Origin of the sequence: Arthrobacter sp. Leaf337, assembly GCF_001423745.1 — a bacterium.
Taxonomy (GTDB): Bacteria; Actinomycetota; Actinomycetes; order Actinomycetales; family Micrococcaceae; genus Arthrobacter.
Map to the genome: position 1 here is coordinate 158906 of NZ_LMPC01000001.1, position 17746 is coordinate 176651.

Annotated in this window: 15 protein-coding genes; 4 read left to right on the top strand and 11 right to left on the bottom strand. The window is 67.2% G+C overall.

What is annotated here, in order from left to right; all coding sequences use genetic code 11:
* The first annotated feature begins 3 nt into the window (after positions 1–3).
* Entirely contained in the window at positions 4–831 is an 828-nt protein-coding gene (locus ASF98_RS00720; RefSeq protein WP_055796147.1) for an alpha/beta fold hydrolase, read from the top strand.
* Between the two features lie 79 nt (positions 832–910).
* Here ASF98_RS00720 and ASF98_RS00725 read toward each other — a convergent pair whose 3' ends face one another.
* From ASF98_RS00725 to ASF98_RS00735, 3 genes are all read right to left on the bottom strand, one after another.
* A complete protein-coding gene (locus ASF98_RS00725) occupies positions 911–2245 on the bottom strand; it encodes an MFS transporter (RefSeq protein WP_055796150.1) in 1335 nt (444 codons plus the stop codon).
* Between the two features lie 206 nt (positions 2246–2451).
* Positions 2452–3906 (bottom strand): 4-hydroxyphenylacetate 3-monooxygenase, oxygenase component, encoded by a 1455-nt coding sequence (hpaB, locus tag ASF98_RS00730; RefSeq protein WP_082506655.1) that lies wholly within the window; start codon positions 3904–3906, stop codon positions 2452–2454.
* A 57-nt stretch (positions 3907–3963) separates the two neighbouring features.
* Entirely contained in the window at positions 3964–4500 is a 537-nt protein-coding gene (locus tag ASF98_RS00735) for a flavin reductase family protein (protein WP_082506656.1), read from the bottom strand.
* Positions 4501–4658: 158 nt separating this feature from the next.
* Here ASF98_RS00735 and ASF98_RS00740 point away from each other — a divergent pair, with 158 nt between their 5' ends.
* Positions 4659–5393, top strand: a complete 735-nt coding sequence (locus ASF98_RS00740) for an IclR family transcriptional regulator (protein WP_055797213.1) — start codon at positions 4659–4661, stop codon at positions 5391–5393.
* 18 nt (positions 5394–5411) lie between these two features.
* Here ASF98_RS00740 and ASF98_RS00745 read toward each other — a convergent pair whose 3' ends face one another.
* From ASF98_RS00745 to ASF98_RS00760, 4 genes are all read right to left on the bottom strand, one after another.
* Entirely contained in the window at positions 5412–6920 is a 1509-nt protein-coding gene (locus ASF98_RS00745; protein WP_055796157.1) for a hypothetical protein, read from the bottom strand.
* A gap of 137 nt (positions 6921–7057) precedes the next feature.
* Entirely contained in the window at positions 7058–10144 is a 3087-nt protein-coding gene (locus tag ASF98_RS00750) for an AAA family ATPase (protein ID WP_055796160.1), read from the bottom strand.
* A complete protein-coding gene (locus ASF98_RS00755) occupies positions 10141–11313 on the bottom strand; it encodes an exonuclease SbcCD subunit D (protein ID WP_055796163.1) in 1173 nt (390 codons plus the stop codon). The genes ASF98_RS00750 and ASF98_RS00755 overlap by 4 nt, the downstream gene beginning before the upstream one ends.
* A 61-nt stretch (positions 11314–11374) precedes the next feature.
* The gene (locus ASF98_RS00760; RefSeq protein WP_055796165.1) at positions 11375–12310 is read right to left on the bottom strand and encodes an MIP/aquaporin family protein; all 936 of its coding nucleotides are present in this window, start codon (positions 12308–12310) and stop codon (positions 11375–11377) included.
* Between the two features lie 210 nt (positions 12311–12520).
* Here ASF98_RS00760 and ASF98_RS00765 point away from each other — a divergent pair, with 210 nt between their 5' ends.
* Positions 12521–13666 carry an ADP-ribosylglycohydrolase family protein gene (locus ASF98_RS00765; RefSeq protein ID WP_055796168.1) on the top strand — a complete coding sequence of 382 codons (1146 nt, stop codon included), beginning with the start codon at positions 12521–12523 and terminating at the stop codon, positions 13664–13666.
* Between the two features lies 1 nt (position 13667).
* Here ASF98_RS00765 and ASF98_RS00770 read toward each other — a convergent pair whose 3' ends face one another.
* Both ASF98_RS00770 and ASF98_RS00775 read right to left on the bottom strand, forming a co-directional pair.
* Positions 13668–14228, bottom strand: coding sequence for a DUF4395 domain-containing protein (locus ASF98_RS00770; RefSeq protein WP_082506657.1), 561 nt, complete (start codon positions 14226–14228; stop codon positions 13668–13670).
* Between the two features lie 61 nt (positions 14229–14289).
* The gene (locus ASF98_RS00775) at positions 14290–15306 is read right to left on the bottom strand and encodes an exonuclease domain-containing protein (RefSeq protein ID WP_055796171.1); all 1017 of its coding nucleotides are present in this window, start codon (positions 15304–15306) and stop codon (positions 14290–14292) included.
* Positions 15307–15445: 139 nt separating this feature from the next.
* Between ASF98_RS00775 and ASF98_RS00780 the strand changes: the two genes are divergently transcribed.
* On the top strand, positions 15446–16216 hold the full coding sequence (locus tag ASF98_RS00780) for a VTT domain-containing protein (RefSeq protein ID WP_055796175.1): 771 nt from the start codon (positions 15446–15448) through the stop codon (positions 16214–16216).
* A gap of 59 nt (positions 16217–16275) precedes the next feature.
* Here ASF98_RS00780 and rdgB read toward each other — a convergent pair whose 3' ends face one another.
* Together rdgB and rph are read right to left on the bottom strand one after the other, a co-directional pair.
* A complete protein-coding gene (gene rdgB, locus ASF98_RS00785; RefSeq protein WP_055796178.1) occupies positions 16276–16941 on the bottom strand; it encodes an RdgB/HAM1 family non-canonical purine NTP pyrophosphatase in 666 nt (221 codons plus the stop codon).
* Complete coding sequence (gene rph / locus ASF98_RS00790) at positions 16938–17696, bottom strand: ribonuclease PH (protein ID WP_028270069.1); 759 nt, start codon at positions 17694–17696, stop codon at positions 16938–16940. Before rph ends, rdgB begins: the two co-directional genes overlap by 4 nt.
* Positions 17697–17746: the final 50 nt, after the last annotated feature.

Sequence of the window (17746 nt, forward strand, 5' to 3'; positions counted from 1 at the left end):
ACCATGAGCGGCAGGCACACCGGCGAGCAGCACCACCACACCGTGGAGGGCACCGACCCCCAGCTTTACGTGGAGGTGCACGAGCCGGAGGCCGACACCGGGCTGCGGCCCGTCCTGTTGCTCCACGGGTTTTCCTCCTCCACCAAGCTCAACTGGCAGGACACCGGCTGGCTGGCCGCCCTGCTGGAAGCCGGCCGCCGCGTCATCACCGTCGACCTGCCCGGCCACGGCCGCAGCGGGGCACCGGAAGACATGGATTCGTACAGCCCCAGCCGGATCCGCGCGGACCTCCTGCAGGTGGCGTTCGACGCCGGTGTCCGCCCCTTGCGGGACGGCGACCCCGCCAGCGGGCTCGACGTGGTCGGCTACTCCCTGGGGTCCCGGCTCGCCTGGGAATTCGGCGCCACCCAGCCGGAGCTCGTTCACCGCCTGGTGCTCGGCGGCCCAAACATTGCCGATCCGCTGGCGGCCTTTGACCTGGTGGCCGCGCAACGTTATCTGGCGGACGGCACGCCCATCGCGGACGAGTCCACGGCCGGCCTGCTGAAAATGGCCCAGGGGCTGCCCAGCAACAATATCTTTGCGCTGTTGTCGCTCGTGGAAGCGATCAAGGGAGAACCCTTCGATCCGGCCGAAGCCGTCCCCCACATGCCCATGCTGCTTGTGGCCGGCGAGAAGGACGACCGGGCCGCGACCATGCCCGAGCTCGCTGAACTGGGCGCCAGGTCAGGGGCGCTCGTGGAGCAGCTGCTGATTCCCGGCCGGAACCACAGCAATGTGATCACCAGCAGGGCGTTCAAGCAGGCGGCAACGGAGTTCCTGGGAGTCTAGGTCCGGCACACCAACGGCGGGCGCGGACCGTAATGGTCCGCGCCCGCTTGTCAGGAATGCTGCGCAGTCAGCCTGCCTCCTAGTGGTGGCTGCTGACGCCCAGCGGGCGGCCCTTGGTTTCGCCGGCCAGGAGTACACCGACTGCGGAAATAACGCACAGGACCATGATGTAGATGCCGATGGAGCCGGTCCACTTGGTGCTCTGCATCAGCGTCTCCGCGATGGTGGCCGCGAAGGCACCGCCCAGGATCGCACCGAACGCGTAGCCGATGGAGATGCCCGAGTAGCGCACGTTGGCCGGGAACATTTCGGCATACATGGCGGACATCGGGCCGTACGACAGCCCGAGGCCGACGGTCAGCACGAAGAGCGCCAGGCCGTACAGCATGATGTTCTTCGTGTCGATCAGGGCAAACATCGGGATCATCCAGGCGAACACGATGCCGTAGCCGATCAGGAACGTCTTGACCCGGCCGATCTTGTCAGAGAGCCAGCCGCCCACGAGCGTGAAGATCAGCCAGCCGAATGAAGCCAGGGTGGTGGCCAGCAGGATCTCGGCGACCGGCATCTTCAGCGTCTTGGTGGCGTAGGAGATGAAGAACGCGATCAGCAGGTAGCCCGCCGCGTTATTGCCGATGAAGATCATCGTGGAGTAGAGCACGGACTTCTTGTGGAACTTGATCAGCTGTCCGAGCGGAGCCTTGGCCTTCTCCTTGCGCTCGATCATTTCCTTGAAGACCGGGCTTTCGGCCACCGCACGGCGGATCAGGTAGCCCACCACGATCAGCACGATGGACAGCAGGAACGGCACGCGCCAGCCCCAGGCGCCGAAGGCTTCCTTGGACATGCTGGTGTTGAGGAAGTACAGCAGGCCCGTGGCCAGGATCATCCCGACGGGAACGCCGATCTGCGGGTACGCGCCGAACAGGCCCCGCTTGCTCTTGGGAGCGTGCTCCACGGCCATCAGTGCCGCGCCGCCCCATTCACCGCCGGCGGAGAAGCCCTGGATGATGCGGAGCAGGATCAGCAGGATCGGCGCCCAGACTCCGATGTCGTTGTAGGTCGGCAGCATGCCGATCAGCGCGGTGGCGGCACCCATCATGATGAGGGTGAAGACCAGCATGGCCTTGCGGCCCAGGCGATCGCCCAGGTGGCCGGCGATGACGGCGCCGAGCGGGCGGAAGAGGAAACTGATGCCGATCAGCGCGAAGGAAAGGATCTGCGCAAGGCCGGGATTCGAGGCCTGCAGCGGGGTGAGGAACAGCGGTGACAGCAGCGTTGCTGTGAGCTGGGCAAAAATGAAGAAGTCGTACCACTCGATGGTGGTGCCGACCAGCGTCCCGGCGAGGACTTTCCGTTCCTCATGTTTGCTGCTGGGGCCCGCCTCTGAATCGACGTGTGAAGTTGCGGTCATTGGAACTCCGTGGCTGTGGGCAGTAGCAGAAAGCGCTACTACCGAATTTGGAATGACGCCGAGCGAATTACCGATCGAACGGTCAGTTGGTATGAGGATACTCGAATGTGTGACAAAGCGCACTAGGACTTTTGGTCCAACGTGCCGCCGGACTCGTGGCGCCGGACTCGTGGGCGGCGGCCACATGGACCCGGCAGGCAGGACGGTCAGTCCGGCCTGGTGAGGAATTCGCGGACCCTGGCCCGGACCGGTTCGCGGTCATAACTGTTGACGAGGGCACCGGCCATCCGGACGGGATCACCGAAGAAGAAGTACTCGTAGAGGGACTGCCGGCCCGCGAACCCTGAGATGGAGGCATCAAAGGCCAGCTTGAACAGGCGGACGCGCTCAGGTCCGGTGAGCGTCTTGCCCTGCAGATACATGTCGATGTCCGCCCTGGCCCCGCTGTTGACGTCGGCCTCACCCGGCAGCGCCATCAGCCCGGAGGCGGAGAACTTCCGGATGATCTGCGGGAAGCGCTGGGCGATTTTGGGGTACCAGTTCCTGGCAGCATTCAGCGTGGTCCATTTGGGAAGCATCACGCCTGCCTCGTTGGGCCTGGCGTCAGCTTCCGACGCGCGGACCAGCGCCTTGCCGATTTCGACGTCGATGATCAGTTCGGCGATGTCCTCCTGGATGTGCTGGAAACCGTCGATCCCGATGGACTCGGCCAGTTCCGACGCCAGGCCGAGGAAGAACTCGCTCTTGGCGATCGTCCGGGTGACCACCTGGTGCGTCATGAGGGCGCCCGCGCCGGTCTCCGTGTAGAAGCTGTTGCAGAGCTCCGGGTGGCCGAGCATGAAGATCCGTTCGCTCGGCACGAATACCCTGTCGAAGATGGCCACCGCATCCATTTCCTCATAGCGCGAGGCCAGGGGCTCGTCATGGCTGCTGCCGCCGTTGTACAGCGAGGTTCGGCACAGGTACCGCAGGCCCGGAGCATCATTGGGGATGGCGAACGCATAGGAATACGGGGCGTCCTCCGGGGTGCCCCGCAGCACGGTGGACGGGAACACCAGGAGTTCGTCGGCAATAGGCGCGATCGTGGCCAGCATGCGGGCACCGCTGATCACAATGCCGTCCTCGCGCTCTTCGACGATGTGGGCCGACAACTGCCCGCCCATCTGTTCGGAGCCCGAGACGGAGCGGTTGACCTGCGGCGGGATGAGCGTGTGCGTGGCAAGGACGTCGTTCTCCCGTGCCCACTCGTAGTAGTTGCGGATGTTTTCGCCAAATTTGGGGTCGGCCTGCGAGAACCATTTTTCCGCGGTGCTGAGCGCCGTCAGGGATGAGTTCATATAGTCCCCCGAGCGGCCCAGGAAGCCGTTGGAGGATTCGGCCCAGGTGGAAATGGCCCTGCGCCGGCGCTGCAGATCCTCGATGGTCCGGGGGACCAGGAAGGACGCGTTCACCAGGTCGCCGGTCGAGGGCGAGGGGTATGTCAGTGCTTCCTGGTGGGCGGGGTCGTGCTGCATGTCGAAGAGCTTCGCGTAGGACCTGGCCACGTTGCGGAACGCCGGGTGCTCAGCAATTTTTTCGCTGACCACCTCACCGTCGATCACCACATGGGGCTTCATGGCGTTGAGTTTGTCCAGATACTGCCGTCCGGTGCGGATACCCATTGTTCTTCCTCCAGTCCTCGTTGAGCTGCAGCGGGTTGTTCGGATACGGGGGCCGGGCTAGAGGAGGTCCTCCATGCCCAACTCCCGGTCCGGGATGGTGGTGTAGGTGCCGTTGGCAAACGCCAGGGCGTCGCCGTGGCGGTAGTCGAAGTCCACCACCTGGCCGAGATACAGGGTGTGGTCGCCGCCGTCGTATGCAGCCCAGGGCCGGCACTCGAAGTACGCCAGGACCCCGGCGAGGCGCGGCGCCGTGGCACCCTCCACCCACCGGGGTTCGTGCCCGGGGCGGCCGGCGAAATGCGTGGCGAGGTACCGCTGTTCGGCACCCAGAATATTCACCGTGAACGGACGGCCGGCAAGCTCATCGTGCGCTTTTGCGGTACGGGCAATGCTGACCAGGGCCAGGGGCGGCTCCATGGACACCGACGTAAACGAGTTAACGGTGATGCCGTGGCGTTTGGTGGCGCCGTCGAAGGTCACGATCGCGACGCCTGTGGCAAACCTGCCGAGGCTCCCGCGGAAACGGTGGTCCTTCGGCGTCGACGTCCTGCCCGCAACTTCGGGGGCCTCTCCCGGACGTGGTGTGGACATCATCATTGATCCCTTGGATTGTCTGCTCTATAGTCGATCTCGACGACCCAACTGTTCTATAGTTGAACATATAGTTCCCATATGGAACGCTAACTCAAAGTGAGGCGCAACACAAGACCCTGCGGGTGGAGCGCCACGGAACCCGGCCTAGGATGGACAGCATGACTCAGACTGCCGGCGCCGGTACACAGGCCGCGACCGCCCAGGCTTCCCCGTCGCAGACCCTCTCGCGCGGGATCCGCGCGCTGGAAATTCTCGCCGAAGCCGGGCAGCCGCTCACCATCGCTGAACTTGCCGACGCGATGGGGGTCCATCGTTCCGTGGCCTACCGGATCCTGCGCACGCTGGAGGATCACTCCCTGCTGGTCCGGGACGACTCCGGCAAGGTCCAGCCCGGCCCGGGCCTGGCCGTCCTGGCACGGGGTGTTTCCCGCAACCTGCAGTCGGCTGCATTGCCTGAGCTCACACAGCTTGCCAACACCCTGAACATGACGGCCTTCGTCGCGGTGTGGGACCACCAGGACTGCATCACCCTGGTGACCGTGGAGCCCCGGCACTCGGCGGCCACCGTGGTCCAGCACCCCGGCTCACGGCACCCGATAAGCGCCGGCGCCCCGGGGATAGCCATCCAGTCTGCACTCACGGAGCACGACTGGAACCTGCTGGCGCCGGATATCCCCTACCGGCCCGAGGCAGCCGAGGCCCGGAAACGCGGCTACGCGGCCAGCCACGATGAAGTCATTGCGGGGGTTTCCTCGCTGGCAGCCCCCATCAACGTGCCGGGCGGCCGCCCGGCCTCGGTCGCCGTCGTCTACATCCGCTCAACCCAGGACCCGGCTGAAGTGGCGGCAGCCCTGACCTCGAGCGCCGCGCGCATTGAAAAGCAGCTGCTCTAAGGCGCGGCACGCCATTCGTTAGCGGCTGCCGGCCAGCTGGGTTCCGCGGCGCGCCTTGCCGTTTCGGATGACGACGGCGGCGGCCGCCCCCAGCAGGAACAGCGCCGCTGCGACGCAGACCGGCACGAGGAACGCGGCGGAATACCCCTGGTGCTGCGCCAGCTGACCGGCTACCGAAGACCCCAGTGCCGTGCCGGCGACAATGCCGCTGGCGAGGGCTGTCATGACGGTTCCCAGCCGCCCGGCCGGGGCCACCAGGCCGCCGATAGCGAATACGGTGACCATCAGCGGGCCCACGGGCAGTCCGAGGACCAGCAGTACCAGCACCATGGGGAACGCCGAAGCAGGCAGCAGCAGGAGCACCGCCAGGCCGGCCATGAGCATGGCACTCACCATCCAGCGTGCTGACAGGGTGAACCGCTGCGGCCAGTAGGCAACGCTCAGGGCTGCCGCGGCCGAACTCAGTCCCATGACGGCGTAGAGCAGCCCGGCAATTTCGGCCGTGGCAAAGCTTGCCGAGAAGGAGCTCAGGCCCGTCTGGGTGGAACCAAAGAATGTCCCCATGCACACCATGGCCAGGAAGGGCAGGGCAACAGCTGCCATGCCGTTCGCGCGGGAGCCCGTTCGCCCGGACCCTGCGGCGTCGGGGCCGGCGGTGGCGGGGCCGGCGGTGGCGGGGCCGGCGGTGGCGGAGGCATCCGTGCCCGAAGCAGCCGTTCCTGAGCCTGCGACCGTCCTGGCGCCCCGGCGCCGGCGCACGCTCAGCGGTACGGCGAGGTGGGTGCGGTGGACGGCGAACGCGGGCACGAGGGTGAGCGTCAGGGCTGCGGCCAGGGCCAGCGGAAGCCAAGGGGCGATCAGGCTCGCGAGGATGCCCACCAACGCGGGGCCGAGGACGAAGGTCAGTTCATCGGCGGTGCTTTCGTAGGACAAGGCCGCATCCAGGTCCTTCGCATTCCTGGCTGTGCTGCCCCGGGCGGTCAGCGCCATCCAGCGGACGCGGGCCAGCGGGCCCACCTGGGGGCAGCTGGCCCCTGCCACGAAAGCCGCGACGAGGACCGGCACAGCCGCACCAAGGTCCTGGCCGGACGGAACGAGGTAGGCCGTGAGGATCAGGGCCACCACGGCGGCGGTGTTGAAGACCGCAGCGACCAGCAGCACCAACCGCTGGCCGAGCCGGTCGGCCCAGGCCCCGAGCACCGGCGCTCCCAGTGCGGAGCCGATTCCCACGGCCCCGGCTGCTGCTCCGCCGACCGCGTATGAGCCCGTGACGGCCGTAACCAGGGTCAGGGCGCCCACTGTCAGCATGGCCAGGGGAAGGCGGGCGAAGAGACCCAGCGGGATGAAGCCCTTGCCTGCCAGCAGCGGAAGCCGGGCGTAGCGGCCACCCCGGCTCGAAAGCGGGCGGGGGATGTCCTGCTCAGGATGCGGTGCGGGGCGCGCAGTGGCTTCGGGTGCGGAGGCTTCGGGTGCGGTGGTGGCAGGGGACGTTGCGGCGGATGCCTGTGAGAACATTGAAGTGGTCATTATTCCGGGTTCGCTCAAAGATGCGCATCGTCCCTCCTCCCGATGCGCGCGACCCGGTAACCCTTCAATTGTAGCCGAGGCCCCGGCACGCCGGTCCCGGCTGGTGGAGCTCGAAACCGCCGCGCCGGGCCAGGGAATCAGGCCGGAGCGTCGTCGGAAATGTGGAGCGTGGACCCGTTCCGCCCCTTGACCACCTGGAGCTGGGTGCTGATGCGCTGCTTCATCTCCGGCACGTGGCTCACGAGGCCGACCACCCGGCCGCCGTCCCGCAACCCTTCGAGGGCATCCATGACCTGTTCCAGTGCCTGCTCGTCCAGGCTGCCGAAGCCCTCATCCACGAAGAGCGTCTCGATGTCGACCCCGCCGGACTCCTGCTGCACTACGTCGGCCAGGCCCAGCGCCAGGGCCAGCGAGGCCATAAACGATTCACCACCGGAAAGCGTTGACGTATCCCTGCGCTGCCCGGTCCACTGGTCCACGACCTCGAGGCCGAGACCGGACTTGGCTCCCCGGGCAGCCTTGGCGTCCGTGTGCTGCAGGGTGTACCGGCCATCGCTCATTCCGACCAGCCGCTCCGAGGCGGCGATGGCCACCTGCTCCAGCCTGGCCGCCAGCACGTAGCTGTTCAGGCTCATCCGGTAGGAGTTGTCGCCGGCACCGCGGGCGGCGTCGGCCACCGCGGTGAGCAGCGCCGCGCGTTCCCGCGGACCTTGGCCCGAAGCTGCCAGCCGCGTGTAGTCCCCCGCAATCCGGCAGATGGTCTGCACCGATTTGTCCGCGAGCCCGGCCGCGATGACTGCTTGCCTGGCGGCCTGTTCCGCAGCGGTATCCTCCGCCCGGAGCTCTTCGAGCACGCCGGGCTCGACCGGGCCGTCCGCCGCAAGCTCGCGGGCTGCCTGTGTGAGTTCCTCGCCGGCGAAGAGTTCGCCGACGCGGGCTGCTTCATCCTGGCCGGCCCGGATGGCCGCTTCAAGCGTGGCCGCTTCAGGGGCCGGCAGGAGGACGGCCCGGGCCGCCTCTGCGGAGGCGAATCCGGACTCCGGAAGCGCCTGGTCCAGCACCTGGCGGGCCTCCGTGGTCCGCAGCATGGCCTGTTCGAGGCTGGTCCGGGCGGCGTCTGTTCGTTCCAGGAGGGCCGTGGACTGATTCAGCGAGGTGAGCCGGCTGCCGAGGGTCGGGTAGCCGGCACGCAGCTTCTGCAGCGTAGCCTCCAGTGCAGCTGCCTGTTCGAGGACCTCCGTGTGCGTGGACTCCGTCGTCGCAATGCTGGAATCAGTTGCCGCCTGCGTCGATTCGGCGGCTGCAACCTGTTCGTCCAGTTCCGCCAGCCGCTCACGGCTGGCGACGAGTTCCACGGCGGCCCGGACGGCCTCGCGCGCACGTTCCTTGGCCATAGCGGCTTCCGCGCGGGCGTCCTCCGCCGCGGTGTCGCCGCCCTGGGCCGCCAGGACCGCAACCTGCTGCCGGGCCTCGGCAAGTTCCTTGTCCAGCGTTGCGAGGACCGCTTCCGCTGCCTCACAAGCTTCCTGGGCTGCCTGTTCCGCTTCAGCGATGGCCAGCGCGGCCGTCGCCGCGGGCGCCGGTGAGGGGTGCTCCGGGCTGCCGCACACCGGGCAGGGCGCGGCCGGCCGGAGCTGGGAAGCGAGCTCCGCAGCGGCGTTGGCGAGCCGCTCTTCCCGCAGATCCAGCCACCGCTGGCGGTGGTTCTGCTGATCATCCCGGGCAATGCGGTGCCGTTCGTCCACGCCGAAACATAACCGGGCCGCCGTGGCATACCGGCCGACGACGGCCACGAGTTCCTCAGCGGCAGCGGCTTCCTTGGTCCGCAGCTGGGCTTCGGCAGCGAGCTCCTCAAGGGGTGCCAGACCGGCCAGCAGCCCGGCCATTTCCGCACGCAGCGCATCAAGGGCCGCGGCGCCGGCGCGCCACCCCTCCCTCAGCTTCTCCACGGTGCTGCGAAGCTCTGTGCTGCGGACTGCCATCCCGGACAGCCTGGCCTCATCCGGCAGCCGTTCCTCGAGCACGGCGCGGAGGGAGCGCAGGCGGCTGAGTTCGCTGCGCATGACTGCCGCTTCGAAGTAGGGTTCGTCTTCGCTTCCGGCGGGGTGGCGGCTTGTGGCGGCGCCCCCGCCGGTAGCCAGGGCGGCAAGCTCGGGGTCCAGAAGAACCGCGGCGTTCAATTCGGCGGCGGCCGCGGCCATTGCGCCGGCCGCCCGCTCTTCGGCGTCCTCTGCTTTGTCGACGGCCTGCAGCTGGCCGCCGAGCACTTCGGCCCTGCGGTGGAGGCCAAGCTGCCGGGTCTTTTCACCGAGTTCGGGTGCCGCCGCGTCGGCGGCCGATTTCCGCAGTTCCGCGGCGGCGAGTTTTGCCTGGCGGGCGGCACGCGCGGCCGCGGACTCGAGGCGCCGGGCAGCCTCGGCGCGCGCTGCCGCCGCCTGGTCCGCCTCGGCCTGCAAAATCCCGGCCCTGGCCGCGGCGGTGTCCTGCAGCCAGGCAAGAAGGTGGTCGGCGTCGTCGGGCACGGGGAAGGCGTCCGGCAGATCCTCTTCGGACGGCGCCGCTTCAGCCCGGGCCTGCGCCAGCAGCAGGTCCAACTGGTTGTTGAGGCCGGAGACCTCGGTGCGGGCCTCCGCGGCCTGCCGGGCCAGTTCCTGCTCGACAGCCTCAAACCGCTGCGTGCCGAAGAGGCTTTGAAGCAGCTCCAGCCGGTCGGAGGGCTTTGACCGAAGGAAAGCAGCGAAGTCGCCCTGGGGCAGCATGACCACCCGGGTGAACTGCTCCCGGTCCATGCCGAGCACTGAACTGATTTCAGCCCCGGCCTCATCGTTCCGGCCGGACTTTTCCATCCACTGCCCGTCAACGCGTTCCCGCAGCAGCGTATTGGCTTTCTGCTCCGTAAATCCGTTTTTGCCCCTGGCGCTGGGCCGGTTCCACGCAGGGATCCTGGAGACCTCAAAATGCCGGCCTTTGGCGGAAAACTCGCAGGTGACGCGCGGTTCGGCGGCGGCGTCAGCGTGGTCGCTGCGGAGCCGTTTTCCTTCCTGTCGCGCACCCGGCACGGATCCGTACAGGGCAAAGCAGATGGCATCCAGCACGCTGGTCTTGCCGGCACCGGTTGCGCCGTTCAGGAGGAAGAGTCCGTGAGAGCTGAGCCGGTCAAAGTCGATGTGCTCGGTGCCGGCGAAGGGGCCGAAGGCGGAGATTTCAAGCCGGTGGATCCTCATCGTGACATCTCCCCCAGACGCACGGCTTCGAGCGCTTCCCCGAGAACAGCGGCTTCGGCGTCATCGGTGCTGCGGCCCCGAACGTGCTCCAGGAAGCCGCAGCAGATGGACAGATCGTCATCCGCCGCGGCGAGCCTGGAGCTGTAACTCGTCGTGGTAGCTGCAGCGGCGCCTTCGGGCTCGAAACCGAGGACCAGGGTGTCCGGAAAGCGGGCACGAAGTTTGTCCATGGCCTGGGCGGGGCGCTGGGAGTCCGTCAGTGTGATCTGGCAATACGCGGCCTCGGCCCAGGCGTGCTCCTCGGCCGTGAGGAGGTGGTCCAGAGTGCCCCGCAGCACCGCGAGCGCGCGCGGCGCGTCCCATTGGACCTCCCTGACGTCGGTGATGCCCGTGGCATCCGCTTCGACCAGCCAGCCGCCTTTCCGGTGCTTCGCCTCTGAGAAGGAATAGGCAAGGGGCGAACCGGAATAGCGCACGGTCGGCGACAGCGTCTGCCTGCCGTGCAGGTGCCCGAGTGCGGTGTAGCCAAAACCGTCGAAGAGATCCAGGGGGACGGCCCCGACTCCGCCGATGCTCAGGTCCCTTTCACTGTCCGAGCTGATCCCGCCGCTCGCGAACGTATGGGCCAGCACGACGGAATGCACGGTCCTTCCGCTCGCACGGGTGACCATATCGGACCGGATCTTCGCTGTGGCTGCGCGCGTCACTTCGAAGTGGCTGGCGGGCTCAACGCCCAGGTGCTCGGCGACCAGACGGGGCTCGAGCCACGGAATGCCGTAAATGGCCAGCACAGGACCATCCTCCGCCGGGTCCAGCGGAAACAGCACCGGCACATCGAGTTCGGCGAGCCGGGTACGCAGGTGCACTCCCCCGCGCTCCAGCAGCCGCGACGCGAAGCCAAGGCGGATGGCGGAATCGTGGTTCCCGCTGGTGAGGACCACCTGCGCTCCCGCGTCCGTCAGGCGGACCAGGGCATCATCCAGCAGGCGAACGACGTCGACGCCGGGCAGGGCGCGATCGCAGACATCCCCGGCAATCAGGACGACGTCCACTTTCTCCATGCTGACGACTTCGACCAGCTGGTCAATGAAATCCTGCTGGGCGTCCAGCATGCCGACGCCGTGGAAGGACCGGCCCAGGTGCCAATCGGAAGTGTGCAATAACCGCATGTTCTTAAGCTATCCGCGGGTACCGACAGTTTTGTGGCACAGACACGGCTTGGCCTGACAACTACCGTCCGCGCTTGCCGTCAAAGAAGTCGCGGGCGTCGTCGTCAGCGGAGCCAGCAGCGTCGTCAGAGGTATCGCCGGCGGCATCGTCGTCGTCGAGATCGTCGTCGTTGGTGACCAGTTCGTCGTCGTCTGCATCGTCGCCGGCATCGTGCGCGCGGGCCGGCACAGCAGCCGGGGCCTCGGCGAACCCGCGGAACACCAGCCCTGCGATGGCGGCGCCCACCAGCGGCGCCACCCAGAAGAGCCACAGCTGTTCAAGGGACCAGGAGTTGCTGAAGATGGCCGAGGCGGTTGCGCGTGCCGGGTTGAACGGCGTGTTGCCCACTGCCTGGCCCAGCTGCAGCAGGACGGCGAGCGTGAGGCCCACAGCGAAGGGCGCGGCCGCCTTGCTGGTGTTGCGTGCAGCCGTGGTGCCGAGGAAGACGGCTACCAGGATGGCGGCGCCCAGGACCTCCACGAGCAGGACGCCGGCCATGGGCGCCTGGATGATGGAATGCTCGCCAAAGCCGGCGGTCACGGTGTCAAAGGCGGCCCGGGTGTCTTCGATCTTGGGAACAGTCCGCAGGATTCCGAACAGTGCCAGTGCTCCGGCCACAGCCCCGACCAGCTGCGCACCGAGGTACGCCGCGGCTTCCGGCACCCGGATGCGGCCTGCGATGGCGTTGCCCAGGGTTACTGCCGGGTTGAAATGGCCACCGGAAATGTAGGCGAAGGCGAGCATGGCCGCGGTGACGGCAAGTCCGGCCGCCAGCGAGGCGGACAGCGGGTTTGACTGCGGAATCGTGAACAGTGGAACGCCCAGGCCGGCGATGACCAGGAACAGGGTGCCAAAGGCCTCCGCTGACAGGCGTGCCACAAGGCCCGGTTTGAAAGCCTCCGGAGCGGCATGCAAATCGGAACTTTGGGTCGGGCGTGCAGGCACAGGGGCGGTCATGGTGTGGAAATCCTTTGCTTCGATGCGCGGCCGGTGATCCCGGTGAGCGTGCGGGCGGCGGTGCGCCCGGCAATGTACTGTCCGACGTATTCTGCCAACTGAGTCTGGACGCTTGCTGGATTCGAGCTTAGCGGTCGACACGCCGCCGCAGCGACTGCGGTACCTGCGCCCGGGGAATCCAGATGCCGTACCCGGGGTAAATTTACACATATGAGCACTGAACATTCCCGCCTGACGGCGCCGACGCCCCAGTCCCGGATCCATGGCTGCCTGCTGGGCGGCGCCTTGGGCGATTCCCTCGGCTACGCCGTGGAATTCGATGATATTTCCACCATCCGGAGCCGCTTCGGTCCGGCGGGACTTCAGGATTTTTCAGCGCTCGACGGCGGCAGCCACTTCTCCGACGACACCCAAATGACGCTGTATACGGTTGACGGCCTCGTCGAGGCACTGGAGTGGGCAAATGATGGCACAGCCGCCGATGCCAACGCCTGTGTATGGCTCGCCTATCTTCGCTGGCTGGCGACGCAGGGCGTGCCGGTACCGTCGTCGGCTCCAGCCCCGCAGCCGCGCTGGATTGACGGACAGTCAGCCCTGAAGCACCGCCGTGCGCCCGGAAATGCCTGCCTCAGCGGCCTGGCCTCCGGCGAAATGGGGACCATCTACCGCCCGGTCAATCCCGATTCGAAGGGATGCGGCACGGTGATGCGCTCGGCTCCGTTCGGCCTCATTCCGCACATCCCGGCGGAGGCGGTGTACAAGCTGAGCTCTGACGCGGCTTCGTTGACCCACGGCCACCGTTCGGCGCGGCAGAGTGCAGGTACTTTCAGCCTCCTGATCCACGCCCTTATGAGTGGCCAGAGTCTCACAGAAGCGGCCGAATACGTGCTCGACCATGCCCGTGGACGGGACGACGCCGAGCCGGCACTCCTTGACCGGCTGGAACGGTCCGTCCACCTCGCGGCAGTTTCCCGGCAGGAGCCGGCGGCGGCCGGCCGCCTCAGCCCCGAAGACCTGGTCCATGAGCTCGGGGAAGGCTGGGTGGCCGAGGAGGCCCTCGCCGTCGCGCTTTACGCGGTGCTGGCCACAGCCCCGGCACGGGAGATGGCCGGCAACACCCCGGAAGAGACGACCGGCCCCGTTTCCAGTGCAGGCATTGAGGCGCACTTCCGTGAAGCCATCGCGCTGGCCGTGAACCACAGCGGGGACAGTGACTCCACCGGCTCCATCGCCGGGAACATCCTGGGCGCCTTCTACGGTGAGGAGTGCCTGCCGGCGGAGTGGCTGGAGTCGCTGGAAGCCCCGGAGGTCATCCGCGGTATGGCCGGTCAGCTGATCTCGGTGACCATCGCCTGAGTCACGGCCGCTTCAGGGAGATGTTGTTGCAGGCTTCGCAGATGTCCGCCGGAATGAGTCCGCGGCGCTGAAGGAAGCCGAAGATCGCGCAACCCAGGCAGAACCCTGCAAATGCTTCCAGCGAGGCTGCCACAATAAGGACAGCCAGGAGCGTCCAGGCAGCGGGAGCAAGCCCGGCCGCGAGCAGTAGCGCCGCGGCGGTGGACATGGCTGCACCGATGCCCTGCGCGAAGCGCTTGGGCGGCCCCGGAACCAGCTTGGCCCGGCCCAGACGCGGGGCCAGAACCTTGACGGAAAGCCGGGCCAGGGGTGAAATCCTGGGACCGAACAGCACACGCAGCCAGAAGCCGGCGGCGATTACGGCAAGTCCCCAACCCCATCCGGTCAACAGCGTGGCGGCGGCAAGTACCACCACCAGGGCTGCGGTGATCCTGGCAGCATACTCGTTGACCGGGTTGGGGAATGCGAACACCGTGCGCCAGTCGACGCCGGTGCGCCTGCCCGCTGCAGTGGCAGCAGTAGGAACGGCGTCGGCCGGGGAGTCGATCTGGAGTTTACCCATGGTGCAAGGCTAGGAGTCCGCCTCCGGCACCGGAAGGATTGTTGCGCCGTATGACCGCTGGCTAGATCAGGGCGGCGGTTGCCGGCACCTGCCCGCCCACCATCTGCAGGAACTCACCTTCGGACAGCACCTCGATGGCCTGCCCACGCTCGTGGAGTTCCAGGACCCGCCGGGCTTTGCCGGTCAGGCGGCCGGAGCGGAGGTCCGAGGCCACAAAGCCGTCGCCGACCACCAGCACCGTGGTCCGTCCGGTCACCCTGCTTTCGGGCTGCGCGCCGTATTCGGCCGACAGGACCTTGGCCTCGGGCCGGGGCATGGCGAGCTCCCCCGTGAACACGACCGTCTGCCCGAACAACGGGTGGCCGGGATCGGCGTCGGAATTCGGCACGGGGTTGGCCCCTTCCTCGGGCCAGCCCGATTTGAACGGCCGCGCCGCGGCTGTTCCGGTTCCGCCGGCTGCCCCCAGGGCAGTCAGCGTGGCCTTGGACAGGCCGTCACGGGCGGGATCGAATGCCTGTTGATGCGGGAGCTCCAGTCCCAGGGACAGGAAGAGTTCCGCAATGCTGCCGGCGCCGTTGCGCCGGGCAATGTCTATCAGGATTCCCGCGCACGCCCTGGCATCCTCAGCTGCGTCGTGGTGGTTAACCAGCGGAACGCCGGCTTCCTCGGCCGCATAGGGCAGCGAATTGGACACCAGGGAATAGCACCGGCGGGAGAGCATCACGGTACACACATAGTCGTAGGCAGGACCCGGCAGTCCGGACACTTCCAGCCCGGACCGGATCACGCCCAGGTCGAAGGCGGCATTGTGGGCAGCCAGGACATCGCCGCCAATGAAGGCACCAATCTCGGGGAAGAGCTCGCCGAAGCGCGGCAGGCCGGCCACATCCTCGGCCCTGATGCCGTGGATCCGCACATTGTGGTAATCGAACCGGTCATGGTTTTCGGGCGGGCGCATCAGCCAGGAGGCTTCCTCCACCACTACCCCGCCGCGGACCTTGCTCAGCCCGACGGCGCACGGCGAACCGCGGAAGCCGTTGGCTGTCTCGAAGTCGATCGCCGTAAAGTCCAAACCCACGGGTCAAACTTTACCGCCGGCCAGCCCGTGCCCCGGCACGCCAGCCCGGCTTGTCGCGGGTGTCGATGGTCACGCAACGTCCCTGCAGGAAGGCCCGGCACCGGGGGTCCAGTAACCTTGAGGGGTGAACCTACATGCGATGAGTGACTTTGCCGTGTCCACCCTCGGGGGTGCGGGACCGGTGCAGCCGCACCTGGCCTCGTTCCTCCCCGACTGGCTCAACCCCCAGATCTTCCTGGCCGATCCGGCCCTGGCCCCCTGGGTTGTGCTGCTGGTCTGCGGCATCATCTTCGCCGAGACGGGCTTGCTGATCGGCTTCTTCCTCCCCGGCGACTCCATGCTGTTCACTGCCGGACTGCTGGTGGCCACGGACACCATCAAGTTCAACATCTGGCTGTTCTCGGCACTGATCATCGTTGCGGCCATCATCGGCAACCAGACCGGTTACCTCATCGGTTCCAAAGCCGGCCCGGCCATCTTCAACAAGCCGGACTCCAAGCTGTTCAAGCGTGAAAACGTCGAAAGCGCGCACGCGTTCTTCGAAAAGCACGGCGGCAAGGCGCTGATCCTGGCCCGTTTCGTTCCGATCATCCGCACCTTCGTGCCGGTCATCGTGGGCGTGGCGCAGATGAGCAAGCGCAAGTTCTTCCTCTTCAACGTGATCGGCGCCGTGCTCTGGGGCGGCGGCGTCACCCTGCTCGGCTACCTGCTGGGCGACCGCGTGCCGTGGGTCCGCGACAACCTGGACATCATCTTCATCATCATCGTGCTGGTCTCCGTGATCCCCATCGGCATCGAAGTACTCCGCGGGCTGTCCGCCAAGCGCCAGGCCGCACACTTCGGCACGGACGCGGTGGAGGAGTTCATCGAAGAGCACGAACCCGAAGAAGAGCGCAAGACGAACATGTAGCACGACAAAAAATGAAGGCGCCCCGCACTGCGGGGCGCCTTCACTCGTTAATCAGCCGGCTAGGACCGGCTCTGCGGGCGGTGTTCGGCCAACGCCTCAACAATGGCCGGCAGCAACGCCCTGAACGCCTGGCCCCGGTGGCTGATGGCATTCTTTTCCTCGGGGCTCAATTCGGCGCAGCTGCGGTCCAGGCCGCTTGGCTGGAGCACCGGATCATAGCCAAAGCCGCCTTCGCCCCGCGGTTCGCGCAACAGCGATCCTTCGAGCTGGCCGTACTCCACCACCTCGCGTCCGCCATCCGTGGCCGCGCCCGGCACTGCGAGCGCAGCCGCGCAGACGAAAGCGGCGCCTCGGTACTCGTCGGGGACATCGGACAGCTGGTCCAGCAGGAGCCGAAGGTTGGCAGCATCGTCACCGTGGCGGCCGCTCCACCGGGCCGAAAAGATTCCCGGTGCCCCGCCGAGGACATCCACCGACAGGCCCGAATCATCGGCAATGGCCACCAGCCCCGTGGCCTCGGCCACGGCGCGCGCCTTCAGCAGCGAGTTCTCCGCAAAGGTCACACCGGTTTCTGCGACGTCCGGGGCGCCGACGGCACCGGCGTCCACCACCTGGGTATCGACGTCGAGCCCTGGCACCTGCCCGCGCAGCAGCTCACGCAGTTCGCGGAGCTTGCCCTTGTTGTGGGTCGCGAGGACCAGCACGGGGACGGCGGCGTCCGTCACGGGGCCTCCGCCAGCGTTTCGCGCTGGATGGCCGCGAGCTGCTCCGTACCCAGCAGGGCAAGGTCCAGCAGCTGGTTCAACTCGTCGCGGTCGAAGGGGGCGCCCTCGGCCGTGCCCTGGACTTCCACGAATTTGCCCGACCCGGTGACCACGACGTTCATGTCGGTCTCGGCGCGGACGTCTTCGACGTACGGCAGGTCCAGCATGGGGATGCCGTCGATGATGCCGACGGACACGGCAGCGATTGTGTCGATGAGGGGCTGTGCGTTCTTGGAGATGATCTTGTTTTCGCGGGCAAAGCGGATGGCTTCGGCGAGCGCCACGTAGGCGCCGGTGATGGCGGCGGTACGGGTGCCGCCGTCGGCCTGCAAAACATCGCAGTCCAGCACAATGGTGTTCTCGCCCAGCGCCTTGGTGTCGATGATGGACCTCAGCGAGCGGCCGATCAGCCTGGAAATCTCGTGGGTGCGGCCGCCGATCTTGCCCTTGACGGACTCGCGGTCGGAGCGGGTGTTCGTGGCGCGGGGAAGCATGGCGTATTCGGCCGTGACCCAGCCGCGGCCCTCCCCCTTGAGCCAACGCGGCACGCCTTCGGTCAGGGAAGCCGTGCACAGGACCCGGGTGTTGCCGAACTCGATCAGGGCCGAGCCTTCGGCCTGCTTGGACCAGCCGCGGGTGATGCTGATCGGGCGGAGCTGATCAGGGGTACGGCCGTCGGCACGAATGACGGGGGTTGCAATTGCTTCAGAAGTCATGCCTTTAGCTTATCGACCCGCACGGACCCGCCGGACCGGCAGCTACCAGG

Excerpts from the sequence above, each read along its gene's own strand:
- ASF98_RS00765 (WP_055796168.1), top strand. The coding sequence starts at position 12,521 with ATGAGCACTGAACATTCCCGCCTGACGGCGCCGACGCCCCAGTCCCGG.
- ASF98_RS00760 (WP_055796165.1), bottom strand. The coding sequence starts at position 12,310 with ATGACCGCCCCTGTGCCTGCACGCCCGACCCAAAGTTCCGATTTGCAT.
- ASF98_RS00745 (WP_055796157.1), bottom strand. The coding sequence starts at position 6,920 with ATGACCACTTCAATGTTCTCACAGGCATCCGCCGCAACGTCCCCTGCC.
- ASF98_RS00750 (WP_055796160.1), bottom strand. The coding sequence starts at position 10,144 with ATGAGGATCCACCGGCTTGAAATCTCCGCCTTCGGCCCCTTCGCCGGC.
- ASF98_RS00780 (WP_055796175.1), top strand. The coding sequence starts at position 15,446 with ATGAGTGACTTTGCCGTGTCCACCCTCGGGGGTGCGGGACCGGTGCAG.
- ASF98_RS00740 (WP_055797213.1), top strand. The coding sequence starts at position 4,659 with ATGACTCAGACTGCCGGCGCCGGTACACAGGCCGCGACCGCCCAGGCT.
- ASF98_RS00725 (WP_055796150.1), bottom strand. The coding sequence starts at position 2,245 with ATGACCGCAACTTCACACGTCGATTCAGAGGCGGGCCCCAGCAGCAAA.
- hpaB (WP_082506655.1), bottom strand. The coding sequence starts at position 3,906 with ATGGGTATCCGCACCGGACGGCAGTATCTGGACAAACTCAACGCCATG.
- ASF98_RS00770 (WP_082506657.1), bottom strand. The coding sequence starts at position 14,228 with ATGGGTAAACTCCAGATCGACTCCCCGGCCGACGCCGTTCCTACTGCT.
- ASF98_RS00735 (WP_082506656.1), bottom strand. The coding sequence starts at position 4,500 with ATGATGTCCACACCACGTCCGGGAGAGGCCCCCGAAGTTGCGGGCAGG.
- rph (WP_028270069.1), bottom strand. The coding sequence starts at position 17,696 with ATGACTTCTGAAGCAATTGCAACCCCCGTCATTCGTGCCGACGGCCGT.
- ASF98_RS00755 (WP_055796163.1), bottom strand. The coding sequence starts at position 11,313 with ATGCGGTTATTGCACACTTCCGATTGGCACCTGGGCCGGTCCTTCCAC.
- ASF98_RS00720 (WP_055796147.1), top strand. The coding sequence starts at position 4 with ATGAGCGGCAGGCACACCGGCGAGCAGCACCACCACACCGTGGAGGGC.